Annotated in this window: 13 protein-coding genes and 4 tRNA genes; 13 read left to right on the top strand and 4 right to left on the bottom strand. The window is 59.6% G+C overall.

Annotation, left to right across the window (positions count from 1 at the left end; all coding sequences use genetic code 11):
- Positions 1 to 178: 178 nt before the first annotated feature.
- The gene (locus ACI514_RS15640) at positions 179 to 1,375 is read right to left on the bottom strand and encodes an amino acid aminotransferase (protein WP_405121985.1); all 1,197 of its coding nucleotides are present in this window, start codon (positions 1,373 to 1,375) and stop codon (positions 179 to 181) included.
- 337 nt (positions 1,376 to 1,712) lie between these two features.
- On the opposite strand from ACI514_RS15640, the gene uvrB reads away from it, so the two are divergent.
- A complete protein-coding gene (uvrB, locus tag ACI514_RS15635) occupies positions 1,713 to 3,728 on the top strand; it encodes an excinuclease ABC subunit UvrB (protein WP_008083013.1) in 2,016 nt (671 codons plus the stop codon).
- A 113-nt stretch (positions 3,729 to 3,841) separates the two neighbouring features.
- Here uvrB and ACI514_RS15630 read toward each other — a convergent pair whose 3' ends face one another.
- A complete protein-coding gene (locus tag ACI514_RS15630; protein WP_160057135.1) occupies positions 3,842 to 5,392 on the bottom strand; it encodes an MDR family MFS transporter in 1,551 nt (516 codons plus the stop codon).
- Entirely contained in the window at positions 5,382 to 6,431 is a 1,050-nt protein-coding gene (locus ACI514_RS15625) for an HlyD family secretion protein (RefSeq protein WP_127926569.1), read from the bottom strand. The genes ACI514_RS15630 and ACI514_RS15625 overlap by 11 nt, the downstream gene beginning before the upstream one ends.
- Positions 6,432 to 6,659: 228 nt before the next feature.
- Here ACI514_RS15625 and gltX point away from each other — a divergent pair, with 228 nt between their 5' ends.
- The 12 genes from gltX to ACI514_RS15565 all read left to right on the top strand — a co-directional run bounded on the left by gltX (position 6,660) and on the right by ACI514_RS15565 (position 16,269).
- The gene (gene gltX, locus ACI514_RS15620; RefSeq protein ID WP_242208497.1) at positions 6,660 to 8,141 is read left to right on the top strand and encodes a glutamate--tRNA ligase; all 1,482 of its coding nucleotides are present in this window, start codon (positions 6,660 to 6,662) and stop codon (positions 8,139 to 8,141) included.
- Between the two features lie 256 nt (positions 8,142 to 8,397).
- Positions 8,398 to 8,473: transfer RNA gene (locus ACI514_RS15615), tRNA-Ala, on the top strand.
- Between the two features lie 79 nt (positions 8,474 to 8,552).
- Positions 8,553 to 8,628, top strand: a tRNA-Glu gene (locus ACI514_RS15610).
- Between the two features lie 53 nt (positions 8,629 to 8,681).
- Positions 8,682 to 8,757 (top strand) — tRNA-Ala (locus ACI514_RS15605).
- A 78-nt stretch (positions 8,758 to 8,835) separates the two neighbouring features.
- Positions 8,836 to 8,911: transfer RNA gene (locus ACI514_RS15600), tRNA-Glu, on the top strand.
- 182 nt (positions 8,912 to 9,093) lie between these two features.
- Positions 9,094 to 9,633: a TetR/AcrR family transcriptional regulator gene (locus ACI514_RS15595; RefSeq protein ID WP_007913421.1), complete on the top strand. Its 540-nt coding sequence runs from the start codon at positions 9,094 to 9,096 to the stop codon at positions 9,631 to 9,633.
- 30 nt (positions 9,634 to 9,663) lie between these two features.
- Positions 9,664 to 10,497: an alpha/beta fold hydrolase gene (locus ACI514_RS15590; protein WP_405121984.1), complete on the top strand. Its 834-nt coding sequence runs from the start codon at positions 9,664 to 9,666 to the stop codon at positions 10,495 to 10,497.
- A 46-nt stretch (positions 10,498 to 10,543) separates the two neighbouring features.
- A complete protein-coding gene (locus ACI514_RS15585) occupies positions 10,544 to 10,993 on the top strand; it encodes an acyl-CoA thioesterase (protein WP_405121983.1) in 450 nt (149 codons plus the stop codon).
- A gap of 165 nt (positions 10,994 to 11,158) precedes the next feature.
- Positions 11,159 to 12,118: a tRNA-dihydrouridine synthase gene (locus ACI514_RS15580; protein WP_160057139.1), complete on the top strand. Its 960-nt coding sequence runs from the start codon at positions 11,159 to 11,161 to the stop codon at positions 12,116 to 12,118.
- A 121-nt stretch (positions 12,119 to 12,239) separates the two neighbouring features.
- Complete coding sequence (locus ACI514_RS15575) at positions 12,240 to 12,686, top strand: Hsp20 family protein (RefSeq protein ID WP_016985252.1); 447 nt, start codon at positions 12,240 to 12,242, stop codon at positions 12,684 to 12,686.
- Between the two features lie 188 nt (positions 12,687 to 12,874).
- Positions 12,875 to 13,570 (top strand): DUF1266 domain-containing protein, encoded by a 696-nt coding sequence (locus ACI514_RS15570; RefSeq protein ID WP_405121982.1) that lies wholly within the window; start codon positions 12,875 to 12,877, stop codon positions 13,568 to 13,570.
- Entirely contained in the window at positions 13,567 to 16,269 is a 2,703-nt protein-coding gene (locus tag ACI514_RS15565) for a DUF805 domain-containing protein (RefSeq protein ID WP_405121981.1), read from the top strand. The genes ACI514_RS15570 and ACI514_RS15565 overlap by 4 nt, the downstream gene beginning before the upstream one ends.
- On the opposite strand, the gene ACI514_RS15560 is transcribed toward ACI514_RS15565, so the two are convergent.
- A complete protein-coding gene (locus ACI514_RS15560) occupies positions 16,266 to 17,957 on the bottom strand; it encodes a molecular chaperone HscC (protein WP_160057142.1) in 1,692 nt (563 codons plus the stop codon). The genes ACI514_RS15565 and ACI514_RS15560 overlap by 4 nt on opposite strands.
- Positions 17,958 to 18,041 lie beyond the last annotated feature (84 nt).

The raw sequence follows: 18,041 nt of genomic DNA, 5'->3' as shown, positions 1-18,041 counted from the left end.
TTCGCCTGCTCGCGATAGCGTCGTGTCAGCCGAAGATTCATTACCTGACACGCCGCTATCGCGAGCAGGCTCACTCCTACAGTTTGATTTGTGTGCAGTCTAGAGGGTATGGGGCGTTATTCGTGACAATAAAAAACGGGAAGCCCCAAGGCTTCCCGTTTTTCATCACGCGGCGAAATCAGATGACCTGAACAATCGCATCCGTTACAGCCTTGATGTTGCTCTGGTTCAGCGCCGCCACGCAGATGCGGCCGGTGTCCAGGGCGTAGATGCCGAACTCGTTACGCAGGCGATGCACTTGCTCAGTGGTCAGGCCGGAGTAGGAGAACATGCCGCGTTGACGACCAACGAAGCTGAAATCGCGGCCCGGTGCTTTCTCGGTCAGCAGGGCAACCATCTGCTCGCGCATGCCGCGAATGCGCAGGCGCATTTCGGCCAGCTCGGCTTCCCACTGCGCGCGCAGTTCCGGGCTGTTCAGTACAGCAGCGACGATGCTTGCACCGTGGGTCGGCGGGTTGGAGTAGTTGGTGCGGATCACGCGTTTGACTTGCGACAGCACGCGCGCGCTTTCTTCTTTCGATTCGCTGATGATCGACAAGGCGCCAACGCGCTCGCCGTACAGCGAGAACGACTTGGAGAACGAGCTCGAGACGAAGAAGGTCAGGCCGGATTCAGCGAACAGACGCACGGCAGCGGCGTCTTCGTCGATACCGTCGCCGAAGCCTTGGTAGGCCATGTCGAGGAATGGCACGTGACCTTTGGTCTTGACCACTTCCAGCACGTTGTTCCAGTCCGCCGGGGTCAGGTCGACGCCGGTCGGGTTGTGGCAGCACGCGTGGAGGATAACGATCGAGCCGTTCGGCAGGGCGTTGAGGTCTTCGAGCATGCCGGCACGGTTAACGTCGTGGGTGGCGGCGTCGTAGTAACGGTAATTCTGCACCGGGAAACCGGCGGTTTCGAACAGCGCGCGGTGGTTTTCCCAGCTTGGGTCGCTGATCGCCACAACGGCGTTCGGCAGCAGTTGCTTGAGGAAGTCGGCACCGATTTTCAGTGCGCCGGTCCCGCCGACAGCCTGAGTGGTGATGACGCGACCGGCGCTGATCAGCGGCGAGTCGTTACCGAACAGAAGCTTTTGCACGGCCTGGTCGTAGGCAGCGATGCCATCGATCGGCAGGTAACCGCGCGAAGCGTGTTGAGCGACGCGAATCGTCTCGGCTTCGATCACGGCGCGCAGAAGTGGAATTCGCCCCTCTTCGTTGCAGTAAACACCCACGCCCAGGTTGACCTTGGTGGTCCGGGTATCGGCGTTGAATGCTTCGTTGAGGCCCAGGATTGGATCGCGGGGTGCCATTTCGACAGCGGAGAACAGGCTCATTATTGCGGCGGCTCTGAATGGAGAATGGAGGGACGTGTCGCGCTCCAGCCGGATGCACTAGAGCGGTGCACAAACGGGGAGCTAGTATAGAGGCCATTACTGAACAATGGCGACAGGCGATTCGGCTTTTAGGCCAAGTTTTTCCGATTATTTCTTGACCGTTAGTCGACTGCTCGTGTCAGAGTCTTTACCGGATGTAGGACGTTTGCCTTGAAAGGTGAGGCAATCGCCACCACATTGAGCACAATCCAGCTTTTTTCTTGCGCGACACTGGTCGTTTGCGGTCGTCCCCGTGGTGCTCCGTTTTACTCGGAATGCCGCGATTCCAGAGGTGTTTATGTCCGAATTCCAGCTCGTCACCCGCTTCGAACCCGCCGGCGACCAGCCGGAGGCCATTCGCCAACTGGTGGAGGGCATCGAAGCCGGCCTGGCGCACCAGACGCTGCTCGGTGTGACCGGCTCGGGCAAGACCTTCAGCATCGCCAATGTCATCTCGCAGATTCAGCGCCCGACGCTGGTGCTGGCGCCGAACAAAACCCTCGCCGCGCAGTTGTACGGTGAGTTCAAGGCGTTTTTCCCGAACAATGCCGTCGAATACTTCGTTTCCTACTACGACTACTACCAGCCCGAAGCCTATGTGCCGTCGTCCGACACCTTCATCGAGAAGGACGCGTCGATCAACGACCACATCGAACAGATGCGCCTGTCCGCGACCAAAGCGCTGCTTGAGCGCAAGGACGCGATCATCGTTACCACGGTGTCATGCATCTACGGTCTCGGTAGCCCGGAAACCTATTTGAAGATGGTGCTGCACGTCGATCGCGGTGACAAACTCGATCAGCGTGCGTTGCTACGGCGTCTGGCCGACCTGCAATACACCCGCAACGACATGGATTTTGCCCGTGCGACGTTCCGTGTACGCGGCGATGTGATCGACATTTACCCAGCGGAATCCGACCTGGAAGCGATCCGCATCGAGTTGTTCGATGACGAGGTCGAAAGCATTTCCGCGTTCGACCCGCTGACTGGCGAAGTCATCCGCAAGATGCCGCGCTTCACCTTCTACCCGAAGAGCCACTACGTGACGCCACGGGAAACCCTGCTCGACGCCATCGAACACATCAAGGTCGAACTGCAGGAGCGTCTCGAATATCTGCGCAGCAACAACAAACTGGTGGAAGCCCAGCGGCTGGAGCAGCGCACCCGTTTTGACCTGGAAATGATCCTCGAACTGGGTTACTGCAACGGCATCGAAAACTACTCGCGCTACCTGTCCGGGCGTCCGGCCGGTGCCGCGCCGCCAACCCTTTACGATTACCTGCCTGCTGACGCTTTGCTGGTGATCGACGAATCCCACGTCAGCGTGCCGCAGGTCGGCGCGATGTATAAGGGCGACCGTTCGCGTAAGGAAACCCTCGTCGAATACGGTTTCCGCTTGCCGTCGGCGCTGGATAACCGGCCAATGCGTTTTGACGAGTGGGAAGGGGTCAGCCCGCAGACCATTTTTGTCTCGGCGACGCCGGGCAACTACGAAGCCGAGCACGCCGGGCGTGTGGTCGAGCAACTGGTGCGTCCGACCGGGCTGGTCGATCCGCAGATTGAAGTGCGTCCGGCGCTGACGCAGGTCGACGATCTGCTGTCGGAAATCTCCAAGCGCGTGGCAATCGAAGAGCGTGTGCTGGTCACCACGCTGACCAAGCGTATGGCTGAAGATTTGACCGATTACCTCGCTGACCACGGCGTGCGCGTACGTTACCTGCACTCGGACATCGACACCGTCGAGCGGGTCGAGATCATCCGCGATCTGCGTCTCGGCACTTTTGATGTACTGGTCGGTATCAACCTTCTGCGCGAAGGCCTGGACATGCCGGAAGTGTCGCTGGTGGCGATTCTTGATGCGGACAAGGAGGGTTTTTTGCGCTCCGAACGTTCGTTAATCCAGACCATCGGCCGCGCGGCGCGTAACCTCAATGGCCGGGCGATTCTTTACGCCGACCGCATGACCGGGTCGATGGAGCGAGCGATTGGCGAGACCGAGCGTCGTCGCGACAAGCAAATCGCCTTCAACCTGGAAAACGGCATTACCCCGAAAGGCGTGTTCAAGGACGTCGCCGACATCATGGAAGGCGCCACCGTGCCGGGCTCGCGCAGCAAGAAGCGCAAAGGCATGGCCAAGGCCGCCGAAGAGAACGCCAAGTACGAAGCCGAATTGCGCTCGCCGAGCGAGATCACCAAGCGCATTCGTGCGCTGGAAGAGAAGATGTATCAACTGGCGCGGGATCTGGAGTTTGAAGCGGCGGCGCAGATGCGCGATGAGATTGCCAAACTGCGTGAGCGGCTTTTGGCTGTTTGATCTTCATTGCCTGAGCGGGCCTCTTCGCGAGCAGGTTCGCTCCCACCTTGGATCTGTGTCGTTCACAAAACCCCTGTGGGAGCGAGCCTGCTCGCGAATGGGGCGACTCGGTCTTAATGAGACTCCCCAGCCTTCAGCCCTTGCGGCAGTTTTTTGGTCAACAAAATCGCCAACATGCTGATCCCCAACGCAATCCCGACAAAGTGAAATGCATCGTTGTAGGCCATGATCGCCGCCTGCTGATGGACGATCTCGCTCAACTTGCCCAACGCTGCCGTGTCACTACCAAACCGATCCGTCATCGACGCTAACCGTTCCGCCACCTGCGGATTGGTCGGCACCACCGCCTCGCGCAAATAGTCGAAGTAAGTCTTGGTGCGCGCATCCAGCAGCGTCGCCAACAGAGCAATCCCGATCGCACCGCCCAGGTTACGCAGGATATTGAACAGACTCGACGCCGACCCTGCGTCCTGCGGCAGGATGTACGCCGTGGCGATCAGCGAAATGGTCACCATGATCAACGGCTGTCCCAGCGCGCGAATAATCTGAATCTGATTGAACTGCGGCCCGGCAAAATCCGGATTGAGCACACCGGACGAAAAACTCGCCAACCCGAACAACCCGAAGCCAAGCGTGCACAGCCATTTCGGCGAAACAATCTTCATCAGCTTCGGCACCAGCGGAATCAGAAACAGCTGCGGCACGCCCATCCACATGATCACTTCGCCGATTTGCAAAGCGTTGTAGTTCTGGATCTGCGCCAGATACAACGGCAACAAATAAATCGAACCGTATAACCCGACACCCATGCCCAGGCTGGAAATACTCGACAAGCCAAAGTTGCGATTGCGCAGAATGCCAAGGTTGATCAACGGATTCGGTTTGGATATCTGCACGATCACAAAAGTGATCAGGCTCACCAGCGCAATGCTGCCCAGCGTCACGATCAGGCTTGATTCCAGCCAGTCCTTGCGATGGCCTTCTTCCAGAAACACCTGCAAGCAGCCGAGGCCAATCCCCAGCGTGAGGATGCCGGTGTAGTCGGTGCTTTTCAGCAGTTCCCAGTGCGCTTCTTTCTTCTCCAGCCCGTACATCAAACCGGCGATCATGATCAGGCCCGGCGGAATGTTGATGTAGAAAATGTATTCCCAGCCCCAGTTTTCCGTGAGCCAGCCGCCCAGCGTCGGGCCGATGGACGGCGCGAAGGTGGCGGTCATGGCGAACATCGCCATGCCTTTGGCGCGGTGGTGTTCGGGGAGTTTGATCAGGGTCAGGGTGAACGCCAGCGGGATCAGCGCGCCGCCGGTAAAACCCTGCATGGCGCGGAAGACGATCATGCTCTCCAGGCTCCAGGCCATCGAGCACAGCAGCGATGAAACCAGAAAGCCCAGTGACACCCACACCGCCAGACGTCGCGCCGAGAGCAACTGCACCAGCCACGCGGTCAGCGGAATCATGATGATTTCCGCGACCAGATAAGAGGTGGAAATCCATGAGCCTTCTTCCAGCGTCGCCGACAGCGCGCCCTGAATATCTTTCAGCGACGAGTTGGTGATCTGGATGTCGAGCACCGCCATAAAGGCGCCAAGCATCACGCTCATTACCGCAATCCAATCGCGCCGGGTTGGTTCGCCGACCGGGCGGATCAGTGAATCACCGGCCATTGTCCGGGGCGTCTTTGATGTTCACGGTGGCGGTGACGGACATGCCCGGGCGGATTTTGCCGTGCAGCGGGTTGTCAGCCTTGAAGGTCAGTTTCACTGGAATCCGTTGCACGACCTTGGTGAAGTTGCCGGTGGCGTTGTCCGGCGGCAGCAGGCTGAACTGCGCGCCGGAAGCAGCGAACAGGCTGTCGACCCGCGCTTCGATCGGCGTGTCGCCATACGCATCAAAGGTCAGCTCGGCTTTTTGCCCGGGCTGCATGTGGCCGATCTGGGTTTCCTTGAAGTTGGCCTGCACCCAGATGTCTTCGTCCGGAACGATCGACAGCAGATAGGCGCCGGCCTGCACCACTTGACCATTACGCGCGGCGCGCTGGCCGACCAGACCACTGATTGGCGCGTGGATTTCGCTGCGGGTCAGGTTGAGTTCGGCTTGCGCGAGATCGGCGCGGGCGTTGGCGATTTGTGCGTCGAGGCGTTTGATTTCCGCGTTCAGGGCGTTGACCTGTTGGCGCTGGCCCTGTGCGTCGGCTTGCGCCTTGGCTACTTGCGAACGGGCGATATGCGCGTCAGCGGAGAGGGTGGTCACGCGTTCTTCGGAAACATAACCGGGTTTGCGCAGGGTTTCGGCGCGCGACAAATCCATCTGCGAGCGGCCCAGCGTTGCTTGTGTAGTCGCCACTTGCGCGTCACTGGAAGCAATCAGACTGGCTTGCTGAGTCAATTTGCTTTGCGCTTGCAGGCGTTCCGCCTCGCGCGTCGCGAGGGCGGCGTTGGCCCGATCAATGGCCAGACGGAAATCATTCGGCTCCAGGCGCACCAGCAGTTGGCCTTTTTCCACGTGTTGATTGTCCTGCACCAGCACTTCGTCGATGCGCGCGCTCAATTGGCTCGAGACACGGGTGATTTCGCCCTGGACATAGGCGTTGTCGGTGCTTTCATAAAAGCGTCCCTTGAAAAACCAATGGGCGAAAAAGCCCCCGGCGATCAGCAGGACGAGCAGCAGGAAAATCAACAGGCGACGCTTGAGTTGGGCAGGCATGGGCAAACTGTAGTCGAGGAATTGTAAGGAAAGTTATCAGCAGGCGAATCTGGCATACAGCCGATAAACGGTAAATGCCATCCGTTGATATTTGCCCATTCACCACGGCTTACGGGCGTTACAGACGCAAACTTGGCTTAAATGCCCTGCCCGCTGGAGCGGGGCGGGTGTCGCCTGTTACCATTCGCCGCTTGATTGTTTTGCTTTTCATTCTTTTCGAGACATGCCATGACCACCGTCCGCACTCGCATCGCGCCATCGCCTACCGGGGACCCCCACGTAGGTACCGCTTACATCGCATTGTTCAACTACTGCTTTGCCAAGCAGCATGGCGGTGAGTTCATCCTGCGGATCGAAGACACCGACCAGTTGCGTTCGACCCGCGAGTCCGAACAGCAGATCTTCGACGCCCTGCGCTGGTTGGGTATCGACTGGAGCGAAGGCCCGGACGTTGGCGGCCCGCACGGTCCATACCGGCAGAGCGAGCGCGGCGACATCTACCAGAAGTACTGCCAGCAACTGGTCGACATGGGGCACGCGTTCCCATGCTTCTGCACCGCTGAAGAACTCGATCAGATGCGCGCCGAGCAAATGGCTCGCGGCGAAACCCCACGCTATGACGGCCGCGCGCTGCTGCTGTCGAAAGAAGAAGTCGCGTCCCGCCTGGCCGCTGGCGAACCGCACGTAATCCGCATGAAAGTGCCAAGCGAAGGCGTTTGCGTGGTGCCGGACATGCTCCGTGGCGATGTCGAGATCCCGTGGGATCGCATGGACATGCAAGTGCTGATGAAGACCGACGGCTTGCCGACGTACTTCCTCGCCAACGTCGTCGACGATCACCTGATGGGCATCACCCACGTGCTGCGTGGCGAAGAATGGCTGCCATCGGCGCCGAAACTGATTCTGCTGTACGAATACTTCGGCTGGGAACAACCAGAGCTGTGCTACATGCCGCTGCTGCGTAACCCGGACAAGAGCAAGCTGTCCAAGCGCAAGAACCCGACTTCGGTGACTTTCTACGAACGCATGGGCTTCATGCCGGAAGCGATGCTCAACTACCTCGGTCGCATGGGCTGGTCGATGCCGGACGAGCGCGAGAAGTTCTCGCTGCAGGAAATGGTCGACAACTTCGACCTCAAGCGTGTCTCGCTGGGCGGGCCGATCTTCGACATCGAGAAACTGTCGTGGCTCAACGGCCAGTGGCTGCGTGATCTGCCGGTGGAAGAGTTTGCCAGCCGTCTGCAGACCTGGGCGCTGAACCCGGAATACATGATGAAGATCGCGCCGCTGGTGCAGGGGCGCGTTGAAACCTTCAGCCAGGTTGCGCCGCTGGGCGGGTTCTTCTTCGCTGGTGGCGTCAATCCGGATGCCAAGCTTTTTGAGTCGAAGAAACTCTCGGGTGATCAGGTTCGTCAGTTGATGCAGTTGATTCTGTGGAAACTGGAAAGCCTGCGTCAGTGGGAGAAGGACAACATCACCGCAACGATTCAGGCGGTGGTTGAATCGCTGGAGCTGAAACTGCGCGATGCGATGCCGCTGATGTTTGCCGCGATCACCGGGCAGGCGAGTTCGGTGTCGGTACTCGATGCGATGGAAATCATTGGCCCGGATCTGACGCGTTTCCGTCTGCGTCAGGCGATCGACCTGCTGGGCGGCGTGTCGAAGAAAGAAAACAAAGAGTGGGAAAAGCTGCTGGGCGCTATCGCCTGATAGCTTAACCCCCCTGTAGGAGCTGCCGAAGGCTGCGATCTTTTGATGTTGGCTTTTAAAAACCAGATCAAAAGATCGCAGCCTGCGGCAGCTCCTACAGGGGCATGCTTTATCCCAAGTCCCGGTTTTTCGGGAGGAGGGCGGTAAGTGATTGTTATGCCGACGAAAAACTTTGAAATTTTTCAAAAATAAGTTTGACAGGTTTTCGATACGCCCTTAAGATTCGCCCCGTCCTCAGCGATGACATCAACGATGAGGGGCTATAGCTCAGCTGGGAGAGCGCCTGCATGGCATGCAGGAGGTCAACGGTTCGATCCCGTTTAGCTCCACCAATTTACACTTCGAAGCCTGGCCACACCGGCTCCGAAGCGATCAACACTCAGCGTTGATCAGTTGTATAGAAGGGTTTGCGTCCCCTTCGTCTAGTGGCCTAGGACACCGCCCTTTCACGGCGGTAACAGGGGTTCGAGTCCCCTAGGGGACGCCAGTTTTACAGAAGCGATGTTGCAAAACGTCGCTCCGCCGCGAGGCGAAAAATCCGGGGCTATAGCTCAGCTGGGAGAGCGCCTGCATGGCATGCAGGAGGTCAGCGGTTCGATCCCGCTTAGCTCCACCAATTTACAGTTCAAGGTCTGGCCACACCGGCCTTGAATCGATCAGATCTCAGCACTGATCAGTTGTATAGAAGGTTTGTGTCCCCTTCGTCTAGTGGCCTAGGACACCGCCCTTTCACGGCGGTAACAGGGGTTCGAGTCCCCTAGGGGACGCCACGATTACCCGCTCTGCGGGATTTTATAAGGGTCATTCAATTATTGAATGGCCCTTTTGTTTGTCTGGCGTTTGGCCAACTCTCCTTTTTCCTTACACTGTGCTTCAGACCAGCGGTCATATCCTTGACTTGCAGAATATTATTATGCGAATAATATTCTAGTCGTAATATTCGGAGGCAACGATGAACGATAAAAAAGCTCAAACCCGCGAACGCATCCTCAAGGCTGCCAGCGCCGCACTGATTCAGCGTGGCCCGGCTGACCCGAGCGTGGGCGAAGTGATGGGCGCCGCCGGCCTCACCGTCGGTGGCTTCTATGCGCACTTCGAAAGCAAGGACGCAATGATGCTCGAAGCGTTCAAGCAATTGCTCGGTCGCCGCCGCGACCTGATTGCCGACATGGATGCCGAGTTGACCGGCGAAGAGCGCCGCGCCCTGGTCGCTGCGTTCTACCTGTCGCGCAAGCATCGTGACTCCAGCGACGCGGCGTGCCCGATTCCAGCTTCGATCGGTGAATTGGGCCGTTTGCCGGAGTCGTTCCGCATCGCGCTGAACGAGCACCTGGAATTGATGATTGCGCAGTTGGCGTCCAGCCCTGAGGACACCGACAAAGCCCTGGCCGACGTGGCCTTGATGGTGGGTGGTCTGGCCCTCGCCAGGGCGCTGGGCCCGGGAGATTTATCCGATCGATTGCTGCGCGCTGCCAAGTCGGCGGTGCGTTGACCTGAAGGCAACACGCCTGAGGAGAGAGCGATGAACACGTTGAAGTGGGTTCGTGGCGTTAATGGCACCTTGGGCTGGATTGCACCGAAACGGGTTGCGAGCAAAATGCGTCTGGCGTTCATGACGCCGCGCGCGCTGCCACTGCGCGATTGGGAGCTGCCGCTGCTGGCAAGTTCCGAGCGGATCACTTTGCGCTTCGGTCTCTCGGCGCTGCGCTGGGGCCAAGGCCCGGCGGTGTTGCTGATGCATGGCTGGGAAGGGCGGCCCACTCAGTTCGCTGCGCTGATCACTGCACTGGTCGATGCCGGGTATACCGTCGTCGCGCTGGATGGTCCGGCCCACGGGCGCTCGCCGGGGCGTGAAGCCAATGTCGTGTTGTTCGCTCGGGCAATGCTCGAAGCCGCTGCCGAATTGCCGCCGCTGCAAGCGGTGATCGGTCATTCCATGGGCGGCGCCAGTGCCATGCTCGCCGTGCAATTGGGCTTGCGCACCGAAACCCTCGTCAGCATCGCCGCGCCTGCACGCATTCTTGGCGTACTGCGCGGGTTCGCTCGCTATGTCGGCATGCCCCCTCGAGCGCGTTCCGCGTTCATCCGTCAGGTCGAGCAAGACGTTGGCATGCGCGCTGCCACGCTCGATGTCGCTCACTATCAGCTGGATATGCCCGGTCTGATCGTGCATGCCGAGGACGACAACTTCGTCTCGGTCAAGGAGTCGCAACTGATCCACGAATCCTGGTTCGACAGCCGCTTGCTGCGCCTTGAAGGAGGCGGGCATCAGCGTGTGCTGGCCGACCCGCGCGTGGTTGATGGCGTGTTATCACTGCTGGCTGGCCGCAGCCTTCAAGCGCGCCAATCGGCGTGAGCTCCGTTACACTGCCCCGGTTGAATACATTGACCGGGAGTGTGGCATGGGCTGGGATCGGGCAACGCCGTTTACCATTGATCTGCAAGTAGGCGCCGAGGACATCGATGGGCTGGGCCACGCGAACAACGCGGTGTACGTGACCTGGCTCGAGCGCTGCGCCTGGCGCCACTCGCAGCGTCTGGGCCTGGATCTGGTGGAGTATCGGCGATTGGATCGGGCGATGGCCGTGGTCCGTCACGAGATCGATTATCTGGCTGCCGCCTATGAAGGCGACGAACTGCAATTGGCGACCTGGATCGTCGATTGGGATCAGCGCCTGAAAATGACCCGGCATTTCCAGCTCAAGCGCCCGAGCGACAACACCACGCTGCTGCGTGCGCAAACCACTTTCGTCTGTATCGAGCTGTCCACCGGCAAGCCCAAGCGCATGCCGGCTGAATTCATCGAAGGCTATGGTCCCGCGATCCATATCTCAGAATCTGCGAAAATCTAATGTAGGAGTGAGCCTGCTCGCGATAGCGGTGTGTCAGTCACTTATTTTTGACTGACACACCGCTATCGCGAGCAGGCTCACTCCTACAAGGGAAATGTGTTGTTCTGCGGATTTGCGCGATATCCAGTAAACTGCCGCACGTTTTTCTTCAAGTAGTGTTTCCCCATGCAAATTGCTCTGGCGCCCATGGAGGGGTTGGTCGACGACATCCTCCGCGACGTGCTGACCCGCGTTGGCGGCATCGACTGGTGCGTCACCGAATTCATTCGCGTTAACGACCAGTTGCTTACGCCGGCCTATTTCCACAAGTTCGGCCCGGAGCTGCTCAACGGCGCCCGCACCGCGTCCGGTGTGCCATTGCGTGTGCAATTGCTCGGTTCCGACCCGGTGTGTCTGGCGGAAAACGCTGCACTGGCCTGCGAACTCGGCTCCGAAGTCATTGACTTGAACTTCGGCTGTCCGGCCAAGACCGTCAACAAATCCCGTGGTGGTGCGGTTCTGCTCAAAGAGCCGGAACTGCTCAACCAGATCGTCGAGCACGTGCGCCGCGCCGTACCCGCGCACATTCCCGTGACCGCGAAAATGCGCCTGGGCTTCGATAGCCCCGACGGTTCGCTGGTCTGCGCCACAGCGCTGGCCGAAGGCGGCGCCGAACACATCGTGGTCCACGCCCGAACCAAAATGGACGGCTACAAACCACCGGCGCATTGGGAGTGGATTCCGCGCGTGCAGGACGTGGTCAAAGTCCCGGTGTTCGCCAATGGCGATATCTGGAGCGTCGAAGACTGGCGCCGCTGCCGCGAAATCAGCGGCGTCGAAGACATCATGCTCGGTCGCGGTCTGGTGTCGCGCCCGGATCTGGCCAAACAGATTGCTGCCGCCCGCGCCGGTGAAGAAGTCGTCGAGATGAGCTGGGCCGAGCTGATGCCGCTGATCCAGGACTTCTGGCTGCAAGCCAAAGCGCAGATGACCGCACGCCAATCGCCGGGCCGTTTGAAGCAATGGCTGGCCATGCTGACGCGTAATTATCCCGAGGCCACCGAGCTGTTCACCGTCCTGCGCCGTGAGACCGAGCCGGATCACGTCTCGCGTTTGCTCGGTCTGCCGGTCGCCGAAGCGGCCTGAAAAAAATCTGCAAATAATCTCTTGAAATCAAATCAGCGGTCCCTATCTAAGGGTTACGCGATGCCGAATTCGGGTCGCGGAGTCAAAAAACCTTGCTGATTGTTTTCAGGAGATTTGAACCATGAGTACTGCATTTTCCCTCGCGCCACTGTTCCGTTCCTCGGTGGGTTTCGACCGTTTCAACGACCTGTTCGAAACCGCCCTGCGCAACGAGCCAGGCAGCAGCTATCCACCTTACAACGTGGAAAAACACGGTGACGACCAATACCGCATCGTCGTAGCGGCCGCCGGCTTCCAGGAAGAAGACCTGGAACTGCAAGTCGAGAAAGGTGTGCTGACCATCAGTGGTGGCAAGCGTGATGCCAACGAAGGCGTGACCTTCCTGCACCAAGGCATCGCCCAGCGTGCTTTCAAGCTGTCCTTCCGTCTGGCCGATCACATCGAGATCAAGGCTGCCGATCTGAGTAACGGTCTGCTGAGCATCGACCTGCTGCGCGTGATCCCGGAAGAAGCGAAAGCCAAACGCATCCCGATCAATGGGGTGCAGAAGCCGGCGCTGCAGCACTGATTCATGTGCCGCAACACAATCGTCTGAACAGGCGATGAGCCGCTGAATGAAGGCCCCGATACGTCGGGGCCTTTTTTGTGCGCGCAAGAAAACCGTTGTTCGGCTTTGCCGCAGGCGGCGGTTTCTCTACAATCCGCGGCAGTTTTGCCGACCCCCATTCCGCACCGGTCGGCCTGGAGCCTTTTTTCATGGACGAGATTCAACAGCGCTGGCTGTGCGCCCTGTCTGCGCCAATGGCGGCGATCAATACCGGCGCCAGCTACGACGACCCGGCGTTCTGCGACGATCGCTACATCGACCTGAAAGACAGTTGGGGGATCGATGACCGTGGGCAGCTGTTCGACATGCTCGAACGGATGACCGACGACGGCCATGCCAAACACCTCAGTGCAGCCTATATGGTGTGGCAGCGCTGTCTGCCGAGTGAATGGCAGGCCTTGCTCGACGACCTGAATCCCCGCGAACGCATCCTGCATGAGTTTGCCAGTCGCACCTTCGGCAGTTGCGGGCCGGGCGGGATTTTGTCCTGGGACTATGGCCGCATGGGTTTTCTCTTGCGTTGCGCGGTGCGCAATCAGTGGGTCGACCTGGACGAAAGCAACTGGCTGCACAGTCGTTTGGCCCTCAGAGCGCAATTTCACTACGGTAGCTGGATGGCTTACTTCGACGGCTTTGTGGTGGGCCGGACGTTTTGGTCCTGCCTGAGCGCCAGCGACGATGAGCTGGCGCGCGAACTCGATCGACAAGGCGCCAACGCCCTTAACCTGCGGATTGCCCGCGGCCTTGCCGAAAACATCCCTCGGTTCCTTGCTGATTTGCCGTGGCATATGGAAATCGATTTGCCGCCACGCCCGGCATCGCTCAAGGAGTTCGACTGGTCATGAGTTGCTGGATCCGCTTGGGCATCGAGCCTACTAACGACGAAACCCTGATTCGCAACGCCTACCGCGCACGCTTGCCGGCACATCACCCGGAGACTGACCCGCAAGGCTTCCAGGCGCTGCGCATGGCCTACGAAAACGCCCTGCGTCTGGCGCGTGAAGACGAGGAAGAAGAGCCCGAGGACGAGTACGAGTCCCAAGCCTCAGAACAGACTGTCGTTGAGATCCCTCCAGTGTTCGGGGATTTTTGCGAGCTGCTGGATGATCCCGCGCGCCGTTTCAATTTCGCCGCCTGGCAGGCCTTTGTCCGAGGGCTGGATGAGCTGTCGCTGGACGTGCTCGATGAACTCAGCTGGCCGCTGTACCACCGGATGGCCGACGCCGGTCCGTTGTCGTACCGCTGCGCGAATCTGTTGGCCAAGCGTATGGCCTGGGATCAACAGCTGCTGGATCTGGGCTTCGACGACGCGCATCAGGTGGGCTTCTTTCTCCAGCGAATCGAAACGCCGGACCCGTTCGATACGGATCTGATGTGCACATGGTCAGAGGCCGCCCAGACTGAAGCGCTGTGGTACGCCCGTAGTCTCGACTTCATCTTCAATCAGCGTCCACTGCAGGAGTTCGCCGACTTCGCCAGTCGGCACACCTGTCTGCCATTGCCGAATGATGCCGCGTTCCTCAAGCGTCTGTTGGTGCAGTTCACTCAGGCAGGTATTGGCGGGCCGACATTTTTGCAGTGCTGTGTCGAACAGCAGCTTGCTGCACCGGATGATGTCGACTGGCTTTACCTGTTGGCATGTCAGAACAGTCTGCAGGGGCGCGACGATCAGGCATTGCCGTGCTGGATCCGGCTGTGGAACGAGCACCGCCATCCGATGGCTGAAAGTCGTCTGCTGGAGTTGTGCGCCAAGCGCCAGCCGACTTTTCTGCCGCTGCTGATTCAGGCGTTCGATCGCCTGCAGGGCGTCTCTGACTGGCCAGAGGATCTTGGCGATGACGCCCAGGTTTATGGCTGTCCGTCTCAACATCCCGAGACGCTGAACCGCTGGCTGGGTGTCGGGCGGTTAAAGCTTGAGAGCATTGCGCAAAGCTTTGTCGATTGGCGCATGAGCGGTGATGAACTGCCATTGCTCGCGCAATTGCTGGGCGAAAATGCCGACAGCCGATTGCTGCATCTGTACCGCCACGCCTGGGCGCTGCATCGCGGTGATACGGCGTTGTTGCAGCAGATTGTGGATGCACCGCTGCCGATCGATGCCCTCGAAAGCCTGGTGATGAGTGGGTTCAAATATCAGGCCGAGCAACATCTGCGCTGGTTGCGCAGGGCACCGATTGCGCTGGCCATGAGCGCGTTCAGCGATGCGGATTCAGGTTCGCGGCCATTGCCGCAGGTGCTGACCAACGGTGAGCCGCACAAGGTCTGTCGTTTGTGGTTGCGTCGCTTGCGGCCTTACAGCGACGCTGCGCTGGAACGACTGGCAGACGCGTTCACGCTGGCCGCGGTCAAAGATGATTGCGACTTGTCCGAACTCGATTTGATTCTGCAGTTGAGCCGGCGCGGGATTCAGTTGCCACCGGTCGGGCTGGGTGAGGCCACCTGGGAGTGGCACGCGCAGACCTTGTTCTTGCTGGCATTGCTGGACCAGCCCGAACGCTGGTTGCAAATGATTGATATGCAGTGCGTGGAGCGCCTGCCTTTCAATCCGGCCCATCCGTTGAGTCGCCTGCAACCTTTGTTGCGGCGCTTGCTGCGCGAGCAAGGCAATTGCCACGGTTTGCTCGGATGGCTGCAAGGCAATGACCCGGTGCACGGTTTGTTGGTGCAGCAATTGTTCAGCGTACAGCAGGCACTCGACAGTGCCCGGTTGCCGGCCAATACCCTGCTTTACACCTGCCTCGAAAGCGATCGTGCTGCCTGCGGCGATGATTTGCTGGGGTTGATGATGTTCTGGGGCGTGCTCTATCACGACCCGAGCCTGAGTGCCGAGCAGCATCGCGCATTGTTGCAATCGATAGCGGCAATCAGTTGTGAGGACGAATGGTTCGAAGGCTTCCGCGACGGTTTGATCAAAGGCGAACCGGTGTGGCCGCCGCGCAAAGTGCTGACCGATTTTGGTGTCGACAAACTGCTGGCGTATGAAGCGCTGGATGCGCTCAAGGGCTTGCTTCGCTATGGCGCTGCCGGGGTGCCGAAAACGCGCGTCTTGCGCCAACTGCAACAGGGCAAGGACGATGTGCAGAACAGCATCGGCCTGCGCCTGGCCCTGTGCGCGATATTGTCCTGGTCGGAACGATTACTGCTGGCGAAAAGCGATGTTCAGCCGGTAGCGGCGACAGCGATCTGGCGCCTGGGATCGCGGTTGGGGCGCAAGGCTTTTATCGCTCAGGTCTTGGGGTGTCTGGTGATTGCGCCGGTGGCAGGGCTGATCAGTGGCACCACGGGCGCTGGCATTCTTATCTTGCTATTGGCCGTGCTGTTGTTGTTCGGCGCCATTCTGCGTCGCTTGCACGACATGGGCCGGGGCATCCCGACGTTGCTGATCTTCCTGGCGCTGACGCCGGTTTTGCCATTCCTGCCATTGGTGCTGTTCGGCTTTCCCGGTGACAAGCTGCCCAACCGTTATGGTGTGCCGCCGGACAGCGGCGATAGCGAGATGCTGTCCAGCGGCCTACAGGCTGCTTTACGGCGGCTCAACGGCTAGAGGCGCAGTTGATCCAGCGCCTTGTTCAGCTCCGAGCGATGGCTGGCAATCTCCGCTGATTGCTGGCCGCCGAGCACCGTGGTGAAGTTGTGCAGCCATTCGGCAATATGCTCGCGTTGCGCGCCGAGGCTCTGCATCCATGCCCGTTCCAGACGAGCCAGCAATGTGCGGTTGGGCAGCGCATCGCGTGGATGGACCTTCAGCGTCGACAGCCGGTTATGGCTGTCGCGGCGCGCTTGCTCATCCAGGCCCGTGGGGCTGCGGTCGATGCTATGACTGTGACGCTCGCCGGTTTCGAGCAGGGTGACGTCCACCTCGAGCAAACCGTTGATGTCATAACTGAAGCGCACATCCAGCGCCTGAATGTGCGCGGTGGGCGTCAAGGTGACATCGAAAGCATCAATGAGAATGTTGTCGCATACCCACGGCCGCTCACCCTGATAGACCGCGATGCGCAGCACTGCCTGCTGAGGGCGGGTGGTGTAATAGCGCTCCACCCGTGAGGTCGGAATGATGGTGTTACGTTCGATGATCGGCGAAAACGCGCCATCGATGTCTTTGCCGCGGATGGTTTCGATGCCCAGCGTATACGGGCAGACATCCGTCAGAATCAACTCTTCAACCGCCCCGTCACGCGCCTTGCACGCCGCTTGCGTCGCCGCCCCGAGCGCAACGATGGTATCCGGATCAAGATGCCGGTAAGGCAAACGCCCGAACAGCGTGGCGACCATTTGCTGCACCGCCGGCATGCGCGTGGCGCCGCCGACCAGTACCAGGCTGTCGAGGTCGCGGGGCTTGAGTCGGGCGTCGCGCAGGGCCTGTTCGATCGGCGCGCGCAAACGCGCCAGCAACGGTTCCCAGATTTTTACCGCAGCGGCTTCGTCCAGTGACCATTCGAAGGTCTTGTCGGCGTGGCGCCAGCTCAGGTGTTGAGTGCCTTCGCCGAGTTTGCATTTGAGCTGCTCAAGGGCATCACCGAGGCTGGCCATGCTTTGCGCATCGACCATTGCCGGGGTCAGTTGCCAGTGTTTCAGGCAGGCCTGCAACAGCGCCGCCGTGAAGTCTTCGCCGCCCAAAAAGTTGTCGCCGGTGGAGGCGTGCACTTCGATCAGTGGCAAAGCGTATTCCAGCACCGTAACGTCGAAGGTGCCGCCGCCGAGATCGAAGATCAGCGTGCGTTCGAACTTCTGCTCATGCAGCCCGTAAGCCATGGCGGCGGCCGTCGGTTCGTTGATCAGACGCGTCACCGAGAGCCCGGCCAGTTCGGCGGCAAACAGCGTGCGTTTGCGTTGCTCATCACTGAAATACGCCGGCACGGAAATCACTGCTTCCGACACGGTGTGGCCGAGAAAGGCTTCGGCGTCTTGCTTGAGTGAGCCGAGTACCAGCGCTGACAACTCTTCCGGGCTGAACCGACGTGTGCCGAGCTGAACTTGTTTGTCGCTGCCCATAAAACGCTTGAATGCTGCAGCGGTTCGTTCCGGGTGCGTGGTCAGGCGGGCGCGGGCGGCTTTGCCGACCAGAATCGTGTCGTCTTCATCGAGGCTGATCACCGAGGGCGTCAGCACATCACCCAGGGCGTTGGGAATCAGGCGGGCCTGACCGTCCTGCCAGACGGCGATCAGACTGTTGGTGGTGCCAAGGTCGATGCCCAGCAGAGCCGGGCGGGGGAGGGTTGCATCCTGCATGACAGATCTCGAAACGGCGCAAAAAACGCGACCCTACAGGTTGCCGCAAACCGTGGCAATTACGCGTCTGTTGCAACGTGCACC

Source organism: Pseudomonas sp. M20, assembly GCF_045037865.1.
Taxonomy (GTDB): Bacteria; Pseudomonadota; Gammaproteobacteria; order Pseudomonadales; family Pseudomonadaceae; genus Aquipseudomonas.
The sequence above is the reverse complement of the archived record's forward strand: the minus strand, read 5'-3'. Positions and strand labels throughout refer to the sequence as shown.